The organism is Shewanella sp. 5_MG-2023 (genome assembly GCF_030547465.1).
Taxonomy (GTDB): Bacteria; Pseudomonadota; Gammaproteobacteria; order Enterobacterales; family Shewanellaceae; genus Shewanella.
On sequence record NZ_JAUORC010000002.1, the window covers coordinates 124361 to 144727 of the forward strand.

14 protein-coding genes are annotated in these 20367 nt (G+C 41.7%); 10 read left to right on the forward strand and 4 right to left on the reverse strand.

The features are described from left to right. Nucleotides 1–634 precede the first annotated feature (634 nt). The 6 genes from Q4557_RS01475 (at nucleotide 635) to Q4557_RS01500 (ending at nucleotide 9810) form a co-directional block, all read left to right on the forward strand. Complete coding sequence (locus Q4557_RS01475) at nucleotides 635–3136, forward strand: S8 family serine peptidase (protein ID WP_102519416.1); 2502 nt, start codon at nucleotides 635–637, stop codon at nucleotides 3134–3136. A 133-nt stretch (nucleotides 3137–3269) separates the two neighbouring features. Beyond that, complete coding sequence (locus tag Q4557_RS01480; protein WP_102436759.1) at nucleotides 3270–3719, forward strand: PaaI family thioesterase; 450 nt, start codon at nucleotides 3270–3272, stop codon at nucleotides 3717–3719. A 54-nt stretch (nucleotides 3720–3773) separates the two neighbouring features. Then, the gene (locus Q4557_RS01485; protein ID WP_303410267.1) at nucleotides 3774–4016 is read left to right on the forward strand and encodes a YgjV family protein; all 243 of its coding nucleotides are present in this window, start codon (nucleotides 3774–3776) and stop codon (nucleotides 4014–4016) included. Nucleotides 4017–4355: 339 nt separating this feature from the next. Then, on the forward strand, nucleotides 4356–5819 hold the full coding sequence (katB, locus tag Q4557_RS01490) for a catalase KatB (protein WP_303410269.1): 1464 nt from the start codon (nucleotides 4356–4358) through the stop codon (nucleotides 5817–5819). Between the two features lie 421 nt (nucleotides 5820–6240). Then, nucleotides 6241–7446 carry an amino acid permease gene (locus tag Q4557_RS01495; RefSeq protein ID WP_303410271.1) on the forward strand — a complete coding sequence of 402 codons (1206 nt, stop codon included), beginning with the start codon at nucleotides 6241–6243 and terminating at the stop codon, nucleotides 7444–7446. Nucleotides 7447–7653: 207 nt separating this feature from the next. Beyond that, nucleotides 7654–9810: a S46 family peptidase gene (locus tag Q4557_RS01500; protein WP_102438577.1), complete on the forward strand. Its 2157-nt coding sequence runs from the start codon at nucleotides 7654–7656 to the stop codon at nucleotides 9808–9810. A gap of 11 nt (nucleotides 9811–9821) precedes the next feature. Here Q4557_RS01500 and Q4557_RS01505 read toward each other — a convergent pair whose 3' ends face one another. The 3 genes from Q4557_RS01505 to Q4557_RS01515 form a co-directional block, all read right to left on the reverse strand. Beyond that, nucleotides 9822–10535, reverse strand: coding sequence for a pseudouridine synthase (locus tag Q4557_RS01505; RefSeq protein ID WP_303410274.1), 714 nt, complete (start codon nucleotides 10533–10535; stop codon nucleotides 9822–9824). Nucleotides 10536–10537: 2 nt separating this feature from the next. Then, complete coding sequence (locus Q4557_RS01510) at nucleotides 10538–11182, reverse strand: hypothetical protein (RefSeq protein WP_133149374.1); 645 nt, start codon at nucleotides 11180–11182, stop codon at nucleotides 10538–10540. Between the two features lie 189 nt (nucleotides 11183–11371). Next, nucleotides 11372–12721 (reverse strand): Na+/H+ antiporter NhaC family protein, encoded by a 1350-nt coding sequence (locus Q4557_RS01515; protein ID WP_102438594.1) that lies wholly within the window; start codon nucleotides 12719–12721, stop codon nucleotides 11372–11374. Between the two features lie 319 nt (nucleotides 12722–13040). On the opposite strand from Q4557_RS01515, the gene Q4557_RS01520 reads away from it, so the two are divergent. From Q4557_RS01520 to Q4557_RS01535, 4 genes are all read left to right on the forward strand, one after another. Continuing rightward, nucleotides 13041–13322 carry a hypothetical protein gene (locus Q4557_RS01520; RefSeq protein WP_347230778.1) on the forward strand — a complete coding sequence of 94 codons (282 nt, stop codon included), beginning with the start codon at nucleotides 13041–13043 and terminating at the stop codon, nucleotides 13320–13322. A 249-nt stretch (nucleotides 13323–13571) separates the two neighbouring features. Further along, nucleotides 13572–14456, forward strand: a complete 885-nt coding sequence (locus Q4557_RS01525; protein ID WP_198589270.1) for a LysR family transcriptional regulator — start codon at nucleotides 13572–13574, stop codon at nucleotides 14454–14456. Between the two features lie 308 nt (nucleotides 14457–14764). Beyond that, complete coding sequence (locus Q4557_RS01530; protein WP_303410281.1) at nucleotides 14765–15655, forward strand: cation diffusion facilitator family transporter; 891 nt, start codon at nucleotides 14765–14767, stop codon at nucleotides 15653–15655. 319 nt (nucleotides 15656–15974) lie between these two features. Further along, nucleotides 15975–16811: a formate/nitrite transporter family protein gene (locus tag Q4557_RS01535; protein ID WP_076540465.1), complete on the forward strand. Its 837-nt coding sequence runs from the start codon at nucleotides 15975–15977 to the stop codon at nucleotides 16809–16811. A gap of 197 nt (nucleotides 16812–17008) precedes the next feature. Here Q4557_RS01535 and putA read toward each other — a convergent pair whose 3' ends face one another. Next, a complete protein-coding gene (gene putA, locus Q4557_RS01540; protein ID WP_198590438.1) occupies nucleotides 17009–20197 on the reverse strand; it encodes a bifunctional proline dehydrogenase/L-glutamate gamma-semialdehyde dehydrogenase PutA in 3189 nt (1062 codons plus the stop codon). Nucleotides 20198–20367 lie beyond the last annotated feature (170 nt).

Below are 20367 nucleotides of genomic sequence, written 5' to 3' on the forward strand. Positions count from 1 at the left end.
AATCGTTTGATAAAGTATTTCGCTTCCTAGTTAACTCATTGTGTCGCCAAAGTGCATAATTTAGCTTTAGGTAACTGAGTACTAATATGCGATCAAGAAGTAACTTCAGCGTGAACTTTTAAAGATCTAACAGTATTTGAAGCACTATAAACCCTCAATAAACACCAATAACTTAAGAGCAGGGTTTGCTTTTAAGTTTATGATTATTAACCCTAAAACTGTTTGGTTTTAGGTTGGTAGAATTTCAAATGATTCTGCTGATGCAGCGCGTTACAAGATTAACTTACGGTGCCCATTGATTTTTCTCAATCGTATAAAAGGTTAGTTTTTTTAGGGGGTTAAGATTAAACCTTTAGTACTACAAAGGTTTAAGTTACTGAATATCATGCTTATATTTGGCTGTTTTCGCTTACCACTAATATTGACTAGTCGAATAAGCCTAGTAGTTACTTACTAATTAAAGTTTCAGTCCTTTTATTGTTATACAGCTTGTGGCAACAATTTGATGGCAACAACAAATTCCGGGTTTCACTTCGTGGAAAATCAACTCGCTTTTAAAAATAGCTAATGGAAAAGCTACAGGTGCTGCATTACCGGTTCCGGGAATTATTAATGGAAGATAGGAAGCCACATCATGATTAACAAAATGTCCCCAATTGCATTAGCAGTAACATCTCTATTTGCGTTAAACGCAAGCCCTGTTATTGCTCAAGAAAGTGTAAAGTATAAAAAAGATGAAATTCTCGTTGTTTATAAAGAAAATGTGTCAATCTTTGAACGGTTGTCAGCGCAAAATCTAGTCGCAGGAACAGTCACAGATAAAAATGCTGATGGTATAGATGATAAGTTTAAATACCTATTATCTGGACGATTGGCTAAGTTATCACTTAAAAGCGGTAGTAATGTTGAAAGTGCAATTAAGTTAATTAGTAAGCATCCAGCAGTAAAATATGCCGAACCTAATTATACTTATACGGCAATTGGTATGCCAGACGATCCAAATTTCGTGGAGTTATGGGGCTTAAATAATACCGGTCAAACTGGTGGTGTTTCTGGTGCTGATATCGATGCCGTTACCGCTTGGGACACTACTACAGGTAGTGAAAATGTGGTTATTGGCGTAATTGATACTGGTGTTGATTATAATCATCCAGATCTAGTTGCAAACCTTTGGGTTAACCCTAATGAAATACCCGGAAATGGTATTGATGATGATAACAATGGTGTCATTGATGATGTTAACGGCTTTAACGCTATTACCGGAACTGGTGATCCAATGGATGGCAATGGTCATGGTACCCATGTCTCAGGAACTATTGGCGCACAAGGTAATGATGGCGTAGGTGTTGTTGGGGTTAACTGGGATGTCACTATCATTGGTTGTAAATTTTTAAGTGATAGTGGAACAGGCTCTACAGAAGCTGCGATAGCTTGTATTGATTATTTCACTAATTTAAAAGTGAACCATGGTGTTGATGTTAAAGCGACCAATAATTCTTGGGGCGGCGGCGGATTTAGCCAAGCATTAAAAGATTCTATTGAATCGGCTGGTGATGAAGGAATTTTATTTGTTGCAGCAGCAGGTAATAGCGCTGTTGATAATGATGCAAATCCACACTATCCATCAAGTTATGACTCTGATGTTGTTTTGTCGATTGCCAGTACCGATCACAATGACGATATGTCTAGTTTTTCTCAATGGGGATTAACAAGTGTCGATATGGGCGCGCCTGGTTCTGCGATTTTATCAACCCTTCCTGGAAATAGTTATGGTACCTATTCAGGTACTTCAATGGCTACACCACATATCACCGGCGCTGCAGCACTTGTGTGGTCAATAGCACCTGATATTGACCCTGTCACTATGAAGCAGTTACTAATGGATTCTGGTGATGCTAATGCAGCATTGACTGGCCTAACAGTGGCTGGAACACGTTTAAATGTCGCAAACGCACTGGCAGATGCAGATCCAGATCCATCATTTGCGTTAAGTGTCACGCCATCTTCACAATCAGTTGAAGCTGGCAGTGCCGTTAGTTATGACTTTAGTCTGGGCAGTATTGCTGGTTGGGATGATCAAGTCGCGCTGTCATTTGATGTATCACCAGCATTAGAAGGCATTAGTCTTTCTGCTAACACTGCAGTAGTCGGTGACAGTTTTACGCTTGATGTTGCGACGCTTGAGTCTGCTATTTGGGGAGATTATGTCATTACCGTTCATGCTGATGACGGCATCACTTCGAAAAGTAAAGCTGTTAGCCTAGAAGTCTATCCTGCGGGATTGAATGATTTTGGTTATAGCAATGATACTCCTGTGGATATTTCGGATAATACTACTATCACCAGCACCATTGAAATCGGGGATGAATTACAAATCTTTGGCCTTGATGTGAATGTTGATATTACCCATACATGGATAGGAGATTTAGTCGTAACACTAACATCACCAAATGGCACAGAAGCTATGTTGCACAATCAAACTGGTGGCAGTGCTGATGATATTGTACAGACATGGGCAACTGAGCAATTCAATGGTGAAATAGCATTGGGTACTTGGACATTAACTGTTAGTGATTTAGCGGGTGGAGATAGTGGCTCATTAAATCATTGGGGCTTACTTTTATCGGCTCTGGGGGATGCGAGTCCTACAGCACCGGTGGCAGGCTTTGAATATGCTATTGATGGCTTAACGGTTGATTTTACCGACTTAAGTTCAGACGTTAATGATGACATTGTTAGCTATGAATGGAGCTTTGGTGACGGTTCTACCTCTTCAGATATGAATCCTACATACGCTTATGCGGCAGGTGGAATTTACTCTGTGACATTGGTGGTAACAGACAGTGAAGGTTTAACTGATACAACTGCTATGGATATCGAAGTATTTGATTACAGCATAGACGCTGCAGTTACACGTACTATGGTTTCACGTCGTGGTAGTGCGGCGGTGGACTTATCATGGAGCGGTGCAAACGGTGAAAGTGTTAATATTTACCGTGATGATGTAATGGTATCAACAACGTCGAATGATGGCCGTTACCGAGATCGTTTCACTAATGCACCAGCAGAGGTGACTTATAAAATCTGTGAAACAGACACAACATTATGTTCAGACCCAATCGTAGCTATTTTTTAGTAGTGTTAACCTAAAAAATTAAAACGAAGTTTAAAAAGGGATGGCAGCTGCCATCCCTTTTTTATGGAAATCCTTTAAAGTTAAATAGCTTGGCAGTAGACTGAATTAATTACGTATTACTGGAAGTTGATAAATGAGTATTTGGTTTAGAGAAGTCACCCTTGAAGATTGCGCTAAAATGGATAGTGGGCTCCATGGAAAGGGCACATTAATGAAAACCCTTGGTATTAAAATTACTGAAATTGGCGCAGATTATATGGTGGCGACTATGCCAGCTAATCCCTCAGTACATAACCCTTTAGGCATAGTTCATGGCGGCGCGAATGTGGCACTGGCCGAAACCGTTGCCAGTTATGCGGCTAACTTTGTGGTCGACTTTAAGCATTTTTATTGTGTTGGCCAAGAAATTAATGCCAATCACTTAAAAGCGTCACGAAATGGTGAGTTAATTGCGACGGCAAGAGCGGTGCATATTGGTAAACGTAGCTCGGTATGGGAAGTGCTAATCAATAATTCTGCAGGTGAGTTATGTTGTATTTCTCGGATGACTGCGGCTGTAGTAGCTAGAAAAGTCAGCGCTTAATAGGCAATTATTAACTACACTGAATAAAGTCAAACCCCTTAAAAGGAATCATAAATGGAAGCTGCAACAGTATGGGAATGGGTGGGTTATTTAGCCTCTGCCGTGGTGGCTATTTCATTGATGATGGCTAATATAAAAAAATTACGCTGGTGGAACCTTATTGGTGCAGCGCTTTTTGTCGCTTATGGTTTGGCGATAGATGCCATCCCAGTGGCATTAGTGAATTTTTTTATTGTATTGATTGATATTTATTATTTAATAAAACTGTATAAAGAACCTGAAACTAGATCAGAATAAACCCTTTAAGTTTGTCGTTTTATCTACGTATATAGTTGCCTTCTAGTTGCACAGGTAATCAGCTTGTAAACTATTGATGCAATATTTACACTTAATTTGGTGTGAGATCAGTAATGACTCAATTGTATTTAAATATCATTAAATGGTGAGGCGAATGCTTCGCCATTTTTTTTGCTAGTGAATCGTAAAAATAGATTGCAGCAATTCATCTTAATCGTTTTAACTTTATTTTCGCTGCGGTTATTATGATTTCAATGAAACGCAGCCAGGAGAAATATCGTGGCGACAGTATTTGATTTAATTGAGCAGTGGCTAGATGCCGCAAATCAGGAGTAACAAATGGATAATAACAATTACTTAACTAGCCAAAATGGTGCCCCAATAGCTGATGACCAAAATTCATTATCAGCAGGTGAGCGTGGTCCATTATTATTACAAGATTGGCACTTAATTGAAAAATTAGCCCACTTTAACCGTGAGCGTATTCCTGAGCGAGTAGTACATGCAAAAGGTACCGGTGTTTATGGTACTTTTACCTTAACTAAAGACCTAAGTGATTTCACCTTGGCTGATCACTTTAATGGTGTGGGCAAGCAAACTGAGACCTTCATTCGCTTCTCAACTGTTGGCGGCGAGATGGGTAGCGCCGATGCAGAGCGTGATCCTCGTGGTTTTGGTTTACGTTTTTATACTGCCCGCGGTAATCATGACATTGTGGGGAATAACACTCCGACATTCTTCTTACGTGACGGCATTAAATTCCCTGACTTTATTCATACCCAAAAGCGTAACCCGCAGACTAATTTGAAAGATCCGCAAGCAATGTGGGATTTCTGGTCATTAAACCCAGAAGCCATGCATCAAGTGACTATTTTAATGTCAGATCGCGGTATCCCAGCTAATTACCGTCAAATGCACGGCTATGGTTCACATACTTTCTCATTATGGAATGCCGAAGGTGAGCGTTACTGGGTCAAGTTCCACTTTAAATCACAGCAAGGTGTAGTGAACTTAACTGCAGAGCAAGCTGATATTTTAAAAGGTATTGATCCGGACTCGTCACAACGTGACATGGTGGCAGCTATCGCCGATGGTAACTTCCCTAAGTGGGCTGTAAAAGTGCAGATAATGCCTGAAGCAGACGCCAATGATTATGCAATAAACCCATTCGATTTAACCAAAGTATGGCCACATGCAGATTATCCATTAATTGAAATTGGCGAACTTGAGTTAAATCGTATGCCAGACAACTACTTTGCTGAAGTTGAGCAAGTTGCATTAGCACCAAGTAACTTGGTTCCTGGTGTCGGCGCTTCACCTGATAAAATGTTGCAAGCACGCTTGTTCTCTTATGCAGATGCTCAGCGTTATCGTATTGGAACTAATTACAACCAATTACCGGTAAATTGTCCTCATGCCGCTAAAGCTAACCATCATCAACGTGCAGGGGCTATGGCAGGGACACAATGCCCATATAACGGCAGTCAAACAGGTGCAGATTCAAGTGCCAATTACGGCCCAAGCACTGCTCCGGCAGCACTTCAAGAGCCGTCTCAATTTATTGAGCCGCCACTAAGACTTGATGGCGAGGCTGCAAGATATAGCCGTTATGACCAAGATGACTATACTCAGGCGGGTAATTTGTACCGCATCTTTAGTGAAGAAGAAAAGCAGCGTTTAGTTGAAACCATTGCTGGTACATTGAGCCAAGCAAGTGAAGATGTGCAATTGAGAATGGTTGAGCATTTCTTAAAAGCTGATAGCGATTATGGTCAACGCATCAAAACACTTTTGGAAGCATAATGGTCGCTAATTTGATTGTTAAGGTATTAGATAAGTAAATACCTGTTGTTAACTATGTAAAAGGAAGACTTAGGTCTTCCTTTTTTATTTATCTTGTTCTGGTTTACCTGCATAGTCAGTTTACTCATCATTTCATTTGTTGATGGGTAGTTTTATATGTGATTACTCAATTAATATCGCTCTTCAAATTGTTTGCTAGCCTCAAAATCCTCTTGTATGGTTGTAATGCTACACCATTGCAAAATCCTTGCGTTAAAGTAATTATCAATATGTTGCGTAATTGTTTATTAACGCGCGTGTAGGCCTTTAAATGCCTAAGTCTCTTGCTAGTGATAATCTCCTTCTGCTACTGTCGAATTCGACCATATCAATAAGACTTGGTAAAACGACCAATAAATAAAAACCATACGGGACTCATGTTTTGAACTTAAAAATACTTGGCTCAATCGCCATTGTTGCAGGAACTGCTATTGGTGGGGGGATGTTAGCTTTACCACTTGCTACCGCAGCGTTAGGTATTATGCCTGCGATTTTATTGCTGGTAGTTATCTGGGGATTATCAGCTTATACCTCTTTATTAATGTTAGAAATTAACTTACGTACTGGTGTGGGTGATAACGTCCACGCCATTACAGGCAAAACCTTAGGCAAGGTTGGTCAACTTATTCAAGGCGGATCGTTTTTAAGTTTGTTATTTGCCCTGACCATGGTGTATCTAATGGGCGGATCATCGCTACTTGAATCTCGCTTAGAGCCATTATTAGGTGTCGATTTAAATAACCAAGTGTCAGTACTGCTATTTACGTTAGTATTTGGTGGCCTAATTGCCGTTGGCGTGAAGTGGATTGATAAAGTATCTCGGGTGTTATTTACCGCGATGATCGTGTTATTGGTTCTAGTGGTGGCATTTTTGCTACCTGAAGTAAACCTTGTGGCATCATTAAGTAATTTTTCAGCCAATGTCGCCGAAGGCGATAAGCTTGACCATTTATGGTTAGCGGCTATTCCTGTGGTATTTACCTCATTTGGTTTCCATGTGTGTATTGCGACGATTGTGCGCTACCTAGAAGGTGATGCCGTTTCGTTAAGAAAAGTGCTATTGATTGGCTCTACTATCCCGTTAGTTTGCTATATCTTATGGATTTTGGTCACTTTAGGTACCTTAGGCGGTGAAACGGTAAATGGTTTTGCAGGGTCATTACCTGCGCTAGTTAATGCATTACAAGCTGTAGCTAACTCAGCGGTTGTCAGTCAGTTTATTGATTTATTTGCCAATCTTGCACTCGTGACTTCTTTCTTAGGCGTTACCATGAGCTTGTTTGACTATGTTGCCGAGTTAACCCGAGCAAAAGATGATAAAGCTGGCCGTGCTAAAACTTGGTTAGTCACTTTCGTGCCGCCACTATTATGTGCTTTATATTACCCTGATGGCTTTTTCCAAGTGCTCGGCTTTGCGGCCATACCGTTAGTGGTTATGATTATCTTCTTGCCGATAGTCATGGCATTAAAACTGCGTAAGCAACAATTAGGTGGCTATGAAGTGTGTGGTGGCAAGCTTGCCTTAGCTATCGCAGGTCTATTAGGTTTGTTGATTGTGGTTGCTCAGTTGATGGTGGCTTTAAGCTAAAAAAGCCAATAAATGAAGCTGTGTTGTCGATAAGCTTTGTAACGGCATTTTTCAAAGACTATTTCTTTGTAGAAACAATATGATAAAGTCAGGCTATCCGCCTGACTTTTTTATGCCTTAAATCTGAACATTGTTGCTTCAATATGACATTGTGACCGCATTAAAATACAGGCAATTTGGGGCTCTTTTATTAAAAATGGAATAATAATGAAAACATGGTTATTAAGCGCTGCAATTTTGGCAACATTTGCCAGCCAAGCAGACGAAGGAATGTGGCAGCCTTATCAGCTACCTGCAATGGCTGATGAGCTTAAAGCAAAAGGATTGGAGATTGATGCCAAATCGATTTCAAAATTAACCGAATTTCCAATGAATGCCGTGATTAGCCTAGGTGGCTGCACAGCATCATTTGTGTCGCCTAAAGGCTTGGTTGTTACTAATCATCATTGTGCTTATGGCGCTATTCAGTACAACTCAACCCCAGAGAACAACCTGTTACAAGATGGTTTTTTAGCTAAAACTTATGCAGAAGAATTACCTGCTACACCGGGTTCACGTATTTATGTTACTGAAGCTGTTACTGATGTCACCGCTAAAATAAAAGACGGTGAAATGAGCAAAACTGGTAATGACTTTTACAAAGGCATTGAGCAAAAAGAGAAATCATTAGTCGCAGAGTGTGAAGCGCAAGATGGTTACCGCTGTAAGGTTTATAGTTTTCATGGCGGTCTTGAGTATTACTTAGTTAAACAGATGGAAATCCGCGATGTTCGCCTAACTTATAATCCTGCAGCCAGTGTGGGTAAATATGGCGGCGATATCGATAACTGGATGTGGCCACGTCACACTGGCGATTTTTCATTCTACCGTGCTTACGTCGGTAAAGATGGTAAGCCTGCCGATTTCAGTAAAGATAATGTCCCATACGAGCCTAAAAGCTTTCTTAAAGTGTCTGCAAAAGGCGTAAGCGAAGGGGACTTTGTTATGGTGGCAGGTTACCCCGGCCGTACTAACCGTTATCGCATTGCGAATGAAGTCGAAAACCAATTTGAGTGGGCTTATCCGCAAGGTAAAGTGTTGCGTGAACGTTTAATTGAAATCATCAAAGACACAGCCCCAGAAGGCAGTGATGAGCGAATTAAATATGAAAGCTCAATTGCAGGATTAGCCAATTACGCTAAAAACTTTACTTCGATGATTGAGTTTTACGGTAAATCTACCATGTTAGATGAGCGTAAAAGTTTAGAGCAAAAATTAGCTAAGTGGATTAGCAAAGATAGCAAGCGTCAGGCGAAATATGGTGAAACATTAGCTCAGTTAGATAAGTTAATTGCCTTAGACCAACAAGGCCAAGAACGTGACTTACTGCTGAGTTACATGGGTTATTCAACCATGAAGAACACCGCTGAGCGCCTATATCGTTTAGCTCATGAAAAAGCGTTACCGGATATGCAGCGTGAGCCTGGCTATCAAGAACGCGATATGACTCAGTTTACCTCAAGTATGGAGCGTATTGACCGTCGTTATGCTGCCAGCGTTGATAAAGCCATGTTAGCAGACTTACTCAAGCGTTATGCCGCTTTGCCAACCTCTGAGCGTTTAGCTGATTTTGATAAGGCTTTCTCGATTGGTAAAAACTTCGATGAAGCCAAGCTAATGAAAACCCTTGATAGCATGTATGCCAATACCACACTGTCAGATAAAGACGTCCGCTTAGCTTGGATGAATAAGTCGGTAGCTGAGTTTAATCAGTCGAAAGATCCGTTTATTCAATATGCGGTGATGACCTTTGATGAAAAAATGCAACGCGAACAAGCGCAAAAACAACTTGCTGGAGACTTAATGAAAGTGCGTCCACAGTATATGGATGCGGTCATTGCCTATAATCGTGAGCTAGGTAAACCGGTTTACGCTGATGCTAACTCAAGCTTACGAGTCACGATTGGTAACGTAAAAGGATACTCGCCCCAAGATGGTTTAGTGGCGGCGCCGTTTACTCGTCTTGAAGGTATTGTTGCGAAAGATACTGGTGCAGCTCCATTTGATGCACCGACTAAGCAACTTGAGCTTATTAAGCAAAAGCAGTACGGCGATTTCTACATGAAATCAATCGATTCTGTACCGGTTAACTTCTTATCGACTTTAGATACCACTGGTGGTAACTCAGGTTCTCCAACTTTGAATGGCCGCGCTGAATTAGTGGGTTTACTGTTTGATGGCGTTTACGAAAGCATCATTGGTGACTGGGGTTATGATCCTCAAACTAACCGCTCAATCCAAGTGGATAGCCGTTACATGCTGTGGGTGATGAAGTATTTAGATAATGCTGACAACTTACTTGAAGAAATGGACATCGTAAAATAATTGATAAGCAGCTACAACTTAAGTAGCTGCTGCAGTGTGACTAATTCTGCGGCCTCTAGGGGCCGCATTTTTGTTTCTGGCAACTGAGCAAGCTGACAATTCATCATGCTCACTCTTAGCAAATCAACAACGTGATAGCCCAGCGCTTGGGACATTCTGCGAATTTGTCGATTAAGCCCTTGGGTTAACGTTATCTCAAATTGGCACTCGTCAATGACAGAGACCTTACAAGGTTTAGTGGTCACATCTCGATAGCTGACTCCTGCACTCATTAACGCGGCAAAATCATTTTTAAGTGGTTTATTTACCGTGACTTGATAGACTTTTTCATGGCCAAAATCAGGATGCATCAGTCGATGAGTTAGCGCGCCATCATTTGTCAGTAGTAATAATCCGCGCGAGTCCTTATCTAATCTTCCTGCAGGGTACAGCCGGGGTGAAGCGGGTAAGTGATGGATTAAACTGGAGGCTAACTCAGGTAATAAGCGGCAATCAATGCCCACGGGTTTGTGATATAGCCAATATTGTTTGCTCTCTAGTGGCGCAATAGTTTCACCGTCTAGTAAAATATTGGGGTTTACCACATTGGGGCTGACGCGATCTAACGCTGAGGCGATTTGACCATTAAAGCACACTCTACCTGCGGCAATAAGCCTTTGGGCTTGGCGCCTTGAGCAGACTCCGCAGTGAGCTAAATACTGCTCTAAGCGCACATTATTGGCCAAAATTAGTTTCCTACAAGCGATAAGTTGGCAAGGTGATGTTGCTGCTTAATACGGTTTTTCATATCAATGGCTAACACCATACACCACAAAATATTGGTTTGAGTTAGTACCCACATCACCAAGGACATCCAACAAATGTCACTGGTAGCATGGCTACATGGATCAAAATCTAATGTCGACCAGTTAAGCAAAGACATCAATATTATTGAAAATATTAACCCAATAATATTTAGAGCGAATAATGGACTGGTTAAAGCGCTACGCTTGCGAAAGTATTCCATAAAGCAAAAACAATGCAGCAAAAAGGTGCAAATGAGATAACCGGTTGAAAACAGACGGTGTTGCTCTAAAAAGTTAATTGGAAAGATACCAATGAGTACAATTAATACGCCTAAGGTAGCGCCAGTGACGGTAATACCTCGGCTGTAGCCATCTTCAAAGACAAAGTAGCGCGCTGACATAGCCAGTATTAAACACATTCCAGCAATGACTAATGACATATTGTAAACAATGGCTAACGGTGAACTCATATAGTCACCTAAGGTATCAGCTCTAATGCTCAGTGGGTTAATACCCAAACGAGACACTTCAGCAATTAACGCCGCCCCAATGCCAAGGCCACTAATTACAGCAGTCGCTAAAGACATGAAAATAATCATTAAATATAAATCGTAATGTTTATTAAACTGAATTGATTGGCTCATGGGTTGTTTGATATGCAAATGTTAACTTTAGACTAACACTTTTAAACCGCTCTTTTATATAAAATAAAACCTGAGTTCAACCATCATTAAGTCGGTTGTTCTCAGGTTTTATGCCGTTGGTTTGACAGTGAATTAAGCGCGTTTACGCAATATCACAATTGAAATAGCAACCACAGCTAAAATCATACAATACCAAGCGTGTGAAATAGCAGCTAATGGGCTAATGGCAAAGGTTGATGCTATCAATAGTGCTTGAGCGCCATGGGGAATTAACCCTTGAATGATACAAGCAAAGATATCTAAAACACTCGCCGCGCGCTTAGGTGCAACGCCATGCTTGCTGGCTAAGTCTTTGGCAATGTCACCGACAACCACAATCGATACCGTATTGTTAGCGACACACACATTGGTTGCTGCAACCATACCTGCCATACCTAGTTCAGCAGCGCGGGGTGATGCGTCACCTTTGGCTTTAGAGAAGCGGGCAATCAAAGATTCAATCTTCTGGCTTACAAAGGTTAAACCGCCTTGTTGTGTCATCAGCGCAGCTAAACCGCCAACAAGCATAGATAGAATGAAGATTTCTTGCATGTTGGTGAAACCAGCATAGATATCTTGACCAAATTGGACCGCACTATAATCCATAGTGAACAGGCCTGTAGCGCCAGCTAGCAGTATGCCTACGGTTAGTACCACAAACACATTAACCCCTGATACTGCTAAAAATAATATCGTTAGGTAAGGAATAACGTTAATGAAGTCAATTTCTTGGGCGGCAATGTCAGCTTGTCCCTGACCCGCTATAGCAAATAACACTAAGGCAATTGCTGATGCTGGCAGCGAGAAAATTAAGTTCTCACGGAACTTGTCTTTCATTTCACAGCCCTGAGTACGGGTTGAGGCAATGGTGGTATCAGAAATAATAGATAAGTTATCACCAAATAATGCACCAGATAATACTGCGCCAGCCATTAATGCATAATCAATTTGCGCTTGATCAGCAACGCCTAATGCAATCGGTGCTACCGCTGCAATGGTACCCATTGAGGTGCCCATCGCGGTAGCAATGAAGGCAGCAATAACAAAAAAGCCGGGTAATAATAAGTTCGATGGGATCATTGATAAGCCCAGCGCAACCGTAGCATCAACACCACCAGTCGCTTTAGCGACAGAGGCAAAGGCGCCTGCCAATAGATAAATCAGACACATAGCAATAATATTGCTGTGACCAATACCGGCAATGAAAGTATCAATGGATTGATTTAATTTTTGCTTAGACAGTAATAACGCCAAGATAATCGCCGGTAAAATCGCGATAACACTAGGTAACTGATAAAAAGCAAAGTCTACACCTTGGCTTTGAAAGTAAACCCCAGCGCCAATAAATAAGGCTAAAAAAGCAAATAGTGGCAGTAAAGCAACAAAGGAGGCTGGGCTGGTGGCCGATTTTTGTGTTTGTGTGGTCAAGTGAGTCTCTCTTATTATCTTATTCAATTCATTGATGGTTATTGGTGCTGCACCAATAGGCTGCGAGTTACTTTAGCAATCCATGTTATTTCAGTTTCAATGATGATAGCTTGTGCAATGATAGTCAGCATAGGAGATCTACAAATTAGTGTCAATCTAGACGTCTAGACTTCTTTGCTTCTAGGGTTGGTTTTACTTTAATGGCACATGCTAACTGTATTTGCAGCACAATAAAGTATACATCTCATTAACCTTGAGGCGGTTTGGTGGCTGTATTTTGACCTTTAACAGCCGCTGCAATATTATCGGCGTTCATTGATGCAAGAGCCCCTTGATGATGAAACCAGATAGAATGACTGCAATGCAGCAACTTATAAACCAAGTTAAAGATACCTTTCCCTTAGATGATCCTGCTTTAGCCGTATGTGGTTTTAATAGTAGCTGTATTGGCTGTCCCAAAAAACTGCTTGAAATTGTTGATAGTGAAGTGAGTTATTGGCAATCATCGCTGGACAATAATGCCACCCCGAGCTTTGGCGATTTAGAAAAATTTGCCAAGTTATGTAAAAACGTTCATCGAGGTTTAAAGCGCAACGGTTTGTTTGATAGTCAATAGTGCGAATATTGCCTGTGAGGGCTTGATGGTTATTAGGATTGTTATCAAGCTGCCTTTTACTACCTCACTTTCCTGCCTCAAACTCCCATATCCGCTGTAATTTTAGATTTCATTTTTTCCCTTAAGATGGTTAGCATTGCCTAAGCTATGTTGATAACCGATAACTGACTAGCGAAATTGATAAAGCGTACTGTTGTGGCACAAAGCAATAGGCTATCTTAGCGAGGTAGCCTCACTATAGGAATAATAATGGCACTGACACTTTCGCAAATTGAAGCTTTTTGTTTGGTCGCAGAGCTGGGCTCTGTGTCAGAAGCGGCGAGACAAACAGAACAGAATCGCACCAAAATGACCATGGCGATTAAAGCGATGGAAAAAGATCTCGATACCGCATTATTTGATCGCACCGGTAACCAAGTCACATTGTCCGAAGCAGGTAAGGCTATTTATAAAGATTGCCAAAGTATGCTGACAGCGGCGCAGCGGATCCGCCAAACCTGTCGTCAAGTTAAAGGTGAGTTTGCTGCAGAAGTATGGATTGCCCGTGACGACTCTTTACCTGACGATATTTGGTTAGAGTTGACTCATCAGCTTAATAATCACTTTCCAGCAACCTCATTTAATATTGTGCTGGCCTCCACCGGCGATCTGGCCAATTTAGTTGAAACTGAGCAAGTTAATTTTGCTTTTGGAATTGACTATGAAAGCACTGATAGTGCCATGGTGACATCACATCCTTTAGGTAAAATTCGCATGATGTCAGTGTGCCGTCATGACCACCCCTTGGCAGCAAAACGCCGAGTGTCAGATGAAGACTTGCGCAGCGCCATGCAAGCATCAATGGTATATTTAAATGAAAAGTCCAATCCTGAATTACAGCCTTTTTCCCGTAACTATATTGGTTTTTCAAGTTTTGATTACATTCTTAGCTCCATTCAAACTGAAGATGCTTGGGGTGTAATGCCTGAACCCTTGATTAAACATTTATTGAGGCAGCAATCCATTGCGGTGATTAAGCATACTTACGGTTTATTGCAGGAAGACTATTGCATGTTTGCAGCAAGTGGCCTTAATGAGCATCCCGCGACAAACTGGTTAGCCGATCAGTTAAATGACTATCTATTTGCTTTTTAATCTTGTGTTCATGATAAGCCCATCCTCGATGGGTCATTAAATCAAACTGTTCAACTGGTCCATTTCAATAACCAGCTATCACCTTTGTATTAGCTTATTCGTGTTATTTCGGATTCATGCCAAGCACTCACTGTCAATATAATTGACAGATGGTTGCTAAACTAAGTCATTGAATAGCCTTGCTATAATAATATTACTATCAAAATAACCTCACAGACGTTGAGTTTGTCATTGCTGATTTAATACAGAATGCCAAACTGTACTCAATTACCTATACGGGTAAATGATTAATTTTATGAGGAATTCATATGTGTGTGCCATCTCAAGCAATAGAGCAAAAAGTGTTGATACTGTCTTCAGTATTTGCGCTGATGTTTGCTGTAGGCGGCTTGGCGGTTGGGCTGATATTGGGTTCCTTAGTCATAGCCTTTGATGGTTTATACTCGTTAATTAGTTTGCTGTTAACTATTTTGTCACTGCTCGCCGCTAAGCTTATCCATTCCCCGAAAGATAAGCGTTTTCCCAATGGTAAGGCGATGTTTGAACCTATTGTTATTGCGATCAAAGGTGTGGTGATTATGAGTCTAGTGATTTATTCACTGTTTGGGGCAATCGATAGTTTAATACAAGGTGTCAAGCCGTTAGACATTGGTGTCGCGAGTGTTTTCGGGCTGATAAATACCCTTGGTTGTGGTTTTGCTTGGTGGAAAATAACCCAAATGAGCCGCGAGTCGCACTCAGGGTTAATTGAAGCAGAAACTAAGCAGTGGCAGATGGATACTTTGCTCAGCATGGCTATTACGCTGGGGTTTGTTATCGCATGGGGCTTAACGCAAACTTCGCTGGCTCAATATGCAGGTTATGCCGATCCACTCATGATGATATTAATTTCAGCTTACTTTTTGAAAGTTCCTTTTTCTATGGTGAGTCAAGCGGTCAAAGAGCTATTGCAAATGGCACCACAACAAGAACTGATTGCAGAAGTATCCAAAGGCATGAAAGAAGTTGATAGCCAAGAAACCCTGCATTTAGGCAGTGTCGTCAAAGTGGGAAATGAGCTTAGAATTGATATCAATGTCGTACCTAGTGAAGAGTCAATTATAAAGACCGGTGATATCAAAGTATTTCAGCAAAATCTCAAGCAAAAGTTATCAGCGCTGCCATACAAGTTAGAGCTTAAAATGAATATTGCCATTTAGCCATTTAGTCATCAAGCTATTGCTAGTCACTACAATAACCATATTCGATTATTGGTACCATTTGAGTCTTAACGAAGACTCACTTATCCGCCGCAACAACCACTAACTTGCTCATTACGCTTCATTTAGCGAGACAAACTTGATGCTAAATACGGCCTTTCAATAATGGCTTTTTTGCGCTATCTAGGTGCAGCTTGCACTACTTACAACCATTTTTAAAAAATCTAATTAGATTAGGGTGTTGATTTATAAGTATTTATCAACCTTGGTATGAAGTTGGCTTATTAGCAGTCAACTACATAACTATAGGGAATGCACTATGTCATATATCGAGCCAAAGGAGTTTGCTACCAAGATGGTAGATGCTGGGGAGCAAAAAATCTTCATGTCGACACGAGATACATTAGTTAGGGCATTTATGGCTGGCGCGATACTGGGACTTGCCGCTTTTTTTGCCATTACCGTTATCGTGAAAACAGGTAGCTTGTTAGTCGGATCATTATTATTCCCGGTTGGGTTTATTATGTTGTATCTGATGAAGTTTGATTTGCTGACAGGTGTATTTACCTTGGTGCCTTTAGCTGTCCTTAACAAGCGACCGGGATGTACCTGGGAGCAACTTTTTAGGAATTGGGGGTTAGTGTTTGTGGGGAATTTTGCCGGCGCGTTAACCGTGGCATTTTTTGCATCCTATATCCTGACTTATGGTTACAACACTGACGGTGGAGTATTAGCGGCTAAAGTGAGCTCAATTGGTGAGTCACGTACGTTAGGGTATCAAGAGCATGGCGTGGCAGGCTGGTTTACTATTTTTATTCGCGGCATGTTGTGTAACTGGATGGTGTCTATGGGAGTGGTAGGCGCTATGATCTCAACCTCAGTGAGCGGCAAAATGGCTGCAATGTGGATGCCTGTGATGCTGTTCTTCTTTATGGGTTTTGAGCATTCAATCGTTAATATGTTCCTATTTCCATTTTCAATGATCATGGGCGGTGACTTTACTGTTAGCGACTACCTATTGTGGAATGAAATCCCAACGGCATTAGGTAATTTAGTCGGCGGCTTTTTACTCGTGGGCTTACCTTTGTACTTAACCCATGTTAAGACAAGCCCTGAGCGTAAAACTGCTGCTGAAAAAGAAAGCTTAGCTTTATAAGCAGTGCTAAGGCCTATCCTTGTCTCGATTGGGCTTTGTTATGGCGATTCAAGTGATACCTGCTTACTTAATGGTAAGCCGTTGATGGTTTTATCGGTAAATACTATTAGCTTGAACACTATTAACCTAAATAAAATAGCTTGAACAAAAAATGCCCGCAGCTGCGGGCATTTTTATGGTTTCAAACCTGCTAATTATTAGTCTTCAGCATCACCAAGGGACAATAACGTCGCGTTACCGCCAATGGCAGTAATATTGTTGGTGCGGGTTTTTTCAGTAATAAAACGAGTAAGGTAGTGTGGTCCGCCTGCTTTGGGGCCAGTACCTGATAAACCTTGACCGCCAAAAGGCTGTACACCCACTACTGCGCCAATTTGGTTACGATTAATATAGACGTTACCCACATCAACCTTGTCTGCAAGATTTAACGCATGGCCTTCATTGCGGCTATGAATTCCTAAAGTAAGACCAAAGCCGGTGCTGTTTATCTCGTCAATAACCGCGGCTAAATTAGCGGCTTTATAACGAATAACGTGCAAAATTGGCCCGAAATGTTCTTTCTCAAGCACTTTAATTGAATCAATTTCTACCGCTGTTGGCGACACAAAGTGGCCATTTTCAGTGCCTGCGGGTAAGTTGATTTTCTTAATTAACTTACCAACTTGCGAGATATGATCAATATGGGCATTTAGGTTCGCTTTTGCAGTGGCATCAATCACAGGGCCAACGTCAGTTTGAACAAAGCTTGGGTTACCAATACTGAGCTCTTCCATCGCGCCTTGCATTACATCTAATACGCGATCGGCAATATCTTCTTGTAAGAACAGCACTCGCAATGCCGAGCAGCGCTGGCCTGCACTGGTAAACGACGATGAAACCACATCTGCAACCACTTGTTCTGCTTGTGAGGTCGAGTCAACTATCATCGCATTTTGACCGCCAGTTTCAGCGATGAGCGGAATGATAGCACCTTCACGATTAGCTAATGTGCGGTTAATCAATTTAGCAGTGCCGGTTGAACCAGTAAAGCACACACCGCCAATACGTTCATCAGCGGTGATCGCTGCGCCAACAGTAGCGCCAGTGCCTGGTAAGAACTGCAGTACATCGACAGGAATGCCTGCTTCATGAGCTAATTGCACTGCGCGGTAACCTACTAATGAAGTTTGCTCAGCGGGTTTGGCAATCACGGTATTACCAGCAGCTAGCGCCGCAGTAACTTGGCCCAAGAAAATCGCTAATGGGAAGTTCCAAGGGCTAATACAAACAAAGATGCCGCGGCCTTGAATGAATAGTTCATTTAATTCACCCGTCGGCCCAGGAAGCAAAGTTGGCGCCGCCATCATTTTCTTGGCTTGAATAGCATAGTAGCGACAAAAATCTACTGCTTCACGGACTTCATCAATGCCATCTTGTAAGCTTTTACCTGCTTCACGAGTACAAAGGGCAATCAGCTCTTCGCGGTTCTCTTCAAGTAAGTCAGCCAGTTTTTGCAGTGCAGATGCACGCTGCTCAACGGGGGTATGACTCCAACGATGAAAAGCGCCATGGGCAGAACTTAATGCAGCTTCAATTGCCTGATTATTGGCAAAAGCTACTTGTCCCACCGTTTTAGTGGTGTCAAATGGGCTGAGTACATTTTTGGTTTCGCCGCTTAAGGTCTCGCCATTGACTAATGGCCCAGCAGTCCATTGGGTATCGTTAAATTGGTCAACGCCGGCAAAAAATGGCGCAGACTCAGAAATGATGTTCATGTTTAATCCTTTAGAGTTTTTACGTTCTATACCAAAAATATCTTCCGGCAGAACAATTTTGTTATTAGCTAAAGTTTTATAAGCTTTTAAAGTGGTTAATGGATGCACCACTAAGCTTTCGATAGGGGTTTTCGGGTCCACTAATTTGTGAACAAACGAGGTGTTAGCGCCGTTTTCTAATAGGCGCCTTACCAGATAAGGCAGTAGATCTTTATGGGCACCAATAGGCGCGTAGATACGCACGGATTTTGCGCCACTTTCAGCCAGCATAGTGTCGTAGAGCTCTTCACCCATGCCATGTAGGCGCTGGAACTCATAGTGACGATTCGCGCCCATCGCACTGATACTGGCAACTGTTTGGGCATTATGGGTGGCAAATTGCGGGTATATGGCGCCTGTAGTGGCGTCAGAGAGTAAATAACGAGCACAGGCTAAATATGATACGTCCGTGCCGGCTTTGCGAGTGTAAAGTGGGTAGCCACCGTCGCCAGCTTGCTGAGCCCATTTTAACTCACTGTCCCAATAAGCGCCTTTTACTAGTCTCACTGGAATTTCATCGCCTTGCTCGCGGGATAACTTAGTTAACCAACATAATACCGGCAGGGCACGTTTTGAGTAGGCTTGAACCACAATCCCCAGTAAGCCCCAACCTTGAGTTTCGTTGGCGTTATATAGCTTCTGGAATAACTTGAGTGATAATTCAAGGCGATCCATTTCTTCGGCATCGATTGAAATACCGATGTTGAGCTCGCGCGCTTGCACGATGAGTTTAATGACAGTGTCATATAATTCACTGAGTACACGTGATTCATTGGCGACTTCATAGCGTGGATGCAGCGCCGATAATTTGATTGAGATTGTGGGGCGAGGAGCGCTTGATAGATCGTATTCTTGTGCGCCTAATTCAGCAATCGCATGGCTATATTCAGTGTAATACTTATGTGCATCTTTAGCGGTTAACGCGGCTTCACCGAGCATATCATAGCTGTGGGTGTAACCTTGCTGGCGCTTAGCAACACTGTTTTTAAGGGCCTCTTTAACCGTTTGTCCCAACACAAACTGTTTACCCATAATCTTCATCGCGGCATTCATTGCTTGACGAATAACAGGCTCACCAACACGATTAACTAAACGGTTTAGCAAGTTACTAGGTTTGCCGTCGATGTTTTTATCTAACTTAACGATTTTACCTGTGAGCATTAAGCCCCAAGTGGATGCGTTAACTAACACTGAATCACTTTTACTTAAGTGCGCATCCCACTTAGCGCCAGAGAGCTTATCTTCGATTAAGGCATCTGCAGTAGCGGCATCAGGGATACGCAATAATGCTTCAGCAAGACACATCAAGATAATGCCTTCTTGAGTTTCTAAGCTGTATTGCTGCAAGAAAGCATCAATGCCAATCATTAGGCCTTTCTTTTCAAATTGGCGCACTTTCAAGACCAGTTGATGGGCTTTATCAGTGATTTGCTTAATTTCAGTATCAGACGATGGCACTAATTTAATAAGCTCAGATAAATACAGTTCTTCATCAACGATGTAATTATTAGTTATGGCTGAGAATAGCTCATCTAAGCTAGCATTATTGTAATGACCGTTTAGGACTTCACTGGCATTGAACATAATTTTCATTCCGTCTTGAGCTGTTTACTAACTTTGTAAACAAGATGTTTATTATGATGTTTTTTATTTTGTATACAATGTACGAAATCGAGGCGAGTATACGATTAAAATGTGATGTTGAGCAAGATTTAGTGTCAGTTGTGATGATGAAATATAGCCTAGGTGTTTTTTATACCTCT

Bases quoted from the DNA above. Each gene is read 5' to 3' on its own strand.
- Q4557_RS01475 (WP_102519416.1), top strand. From the start codon at position 635: ATGATTAACAAAATGTCCCCAATTGCATTAGCAGTAACATCTCTATTT.
- Q4557_RS01480 (WP_102436759.1), top strand. From the start codon at position 3,270: ATGAGTATTTGGTTTAGAGAAGTCACCCTTGAAGATTGCGCTAAAATG.
- Q4557_RS01485 (WP_303410267.1), top strand. From the start codon at position 3,774: ATGGAAGCTGCAACAGTATGGGAATGGGTGGGTTATTTAGCCTCTGCC.
- katB (WP_303410269.1), top strand. From the start codon at position 4,356: ATGGATAATAACAATTACTTAACTAGCCAAAATGGTGCCCCAATAGCT.
- Q4557_RS01500 (WP_102438577.1), top strand. From the start codon at position 7,654: ATGAAAACATGGTTATTAAGCGCTGCAATTTTGGCAACATTTGCCAGC.
- Q4557_RS01510 (WP_133149374.1), bottom strand. From the start codon at position 11,182: ATGTCTTTAGCGACTGCTGTAATTAGTGGCCTTGGCATTGGGGCGGCG.
- Q4557_RS01520 (WP_347230778.1), top strand. From the start codon at position 13,041: ATGATGAAACCAGATAGAATGACTGCAATGCAGCAACTTATAAACCAA.
- Q4557_RS01525 (WP_198589270.1), top strand. From the start codon at position 13,572: ATGGCACTGACACTTTCGCAAATTGAAGCTTTTTGTTTGGTCGCAGAG.
- Q4557_RS01530 (WP_303410281.1), top strand. From the start codon at position 14,765: ATGTGTGTGCCATCTCAAGCAATAGAGCAAAAAGTGTTGATACTGTCT.
- Q4557_RS01535 (WP_076540465.1), top strand. From the start codon at position 15,975: ATGTCATATATCGAGCCAAAGGAGTTTGCTACCAAGATGGTAGATGCT.
- putA (WP_198590438.1), bottom strand. From the start codon at position 20,197: ATGAAAATTATGTTCAATGCCAGTGAAGTCCTAAACGGTCATTACAAT.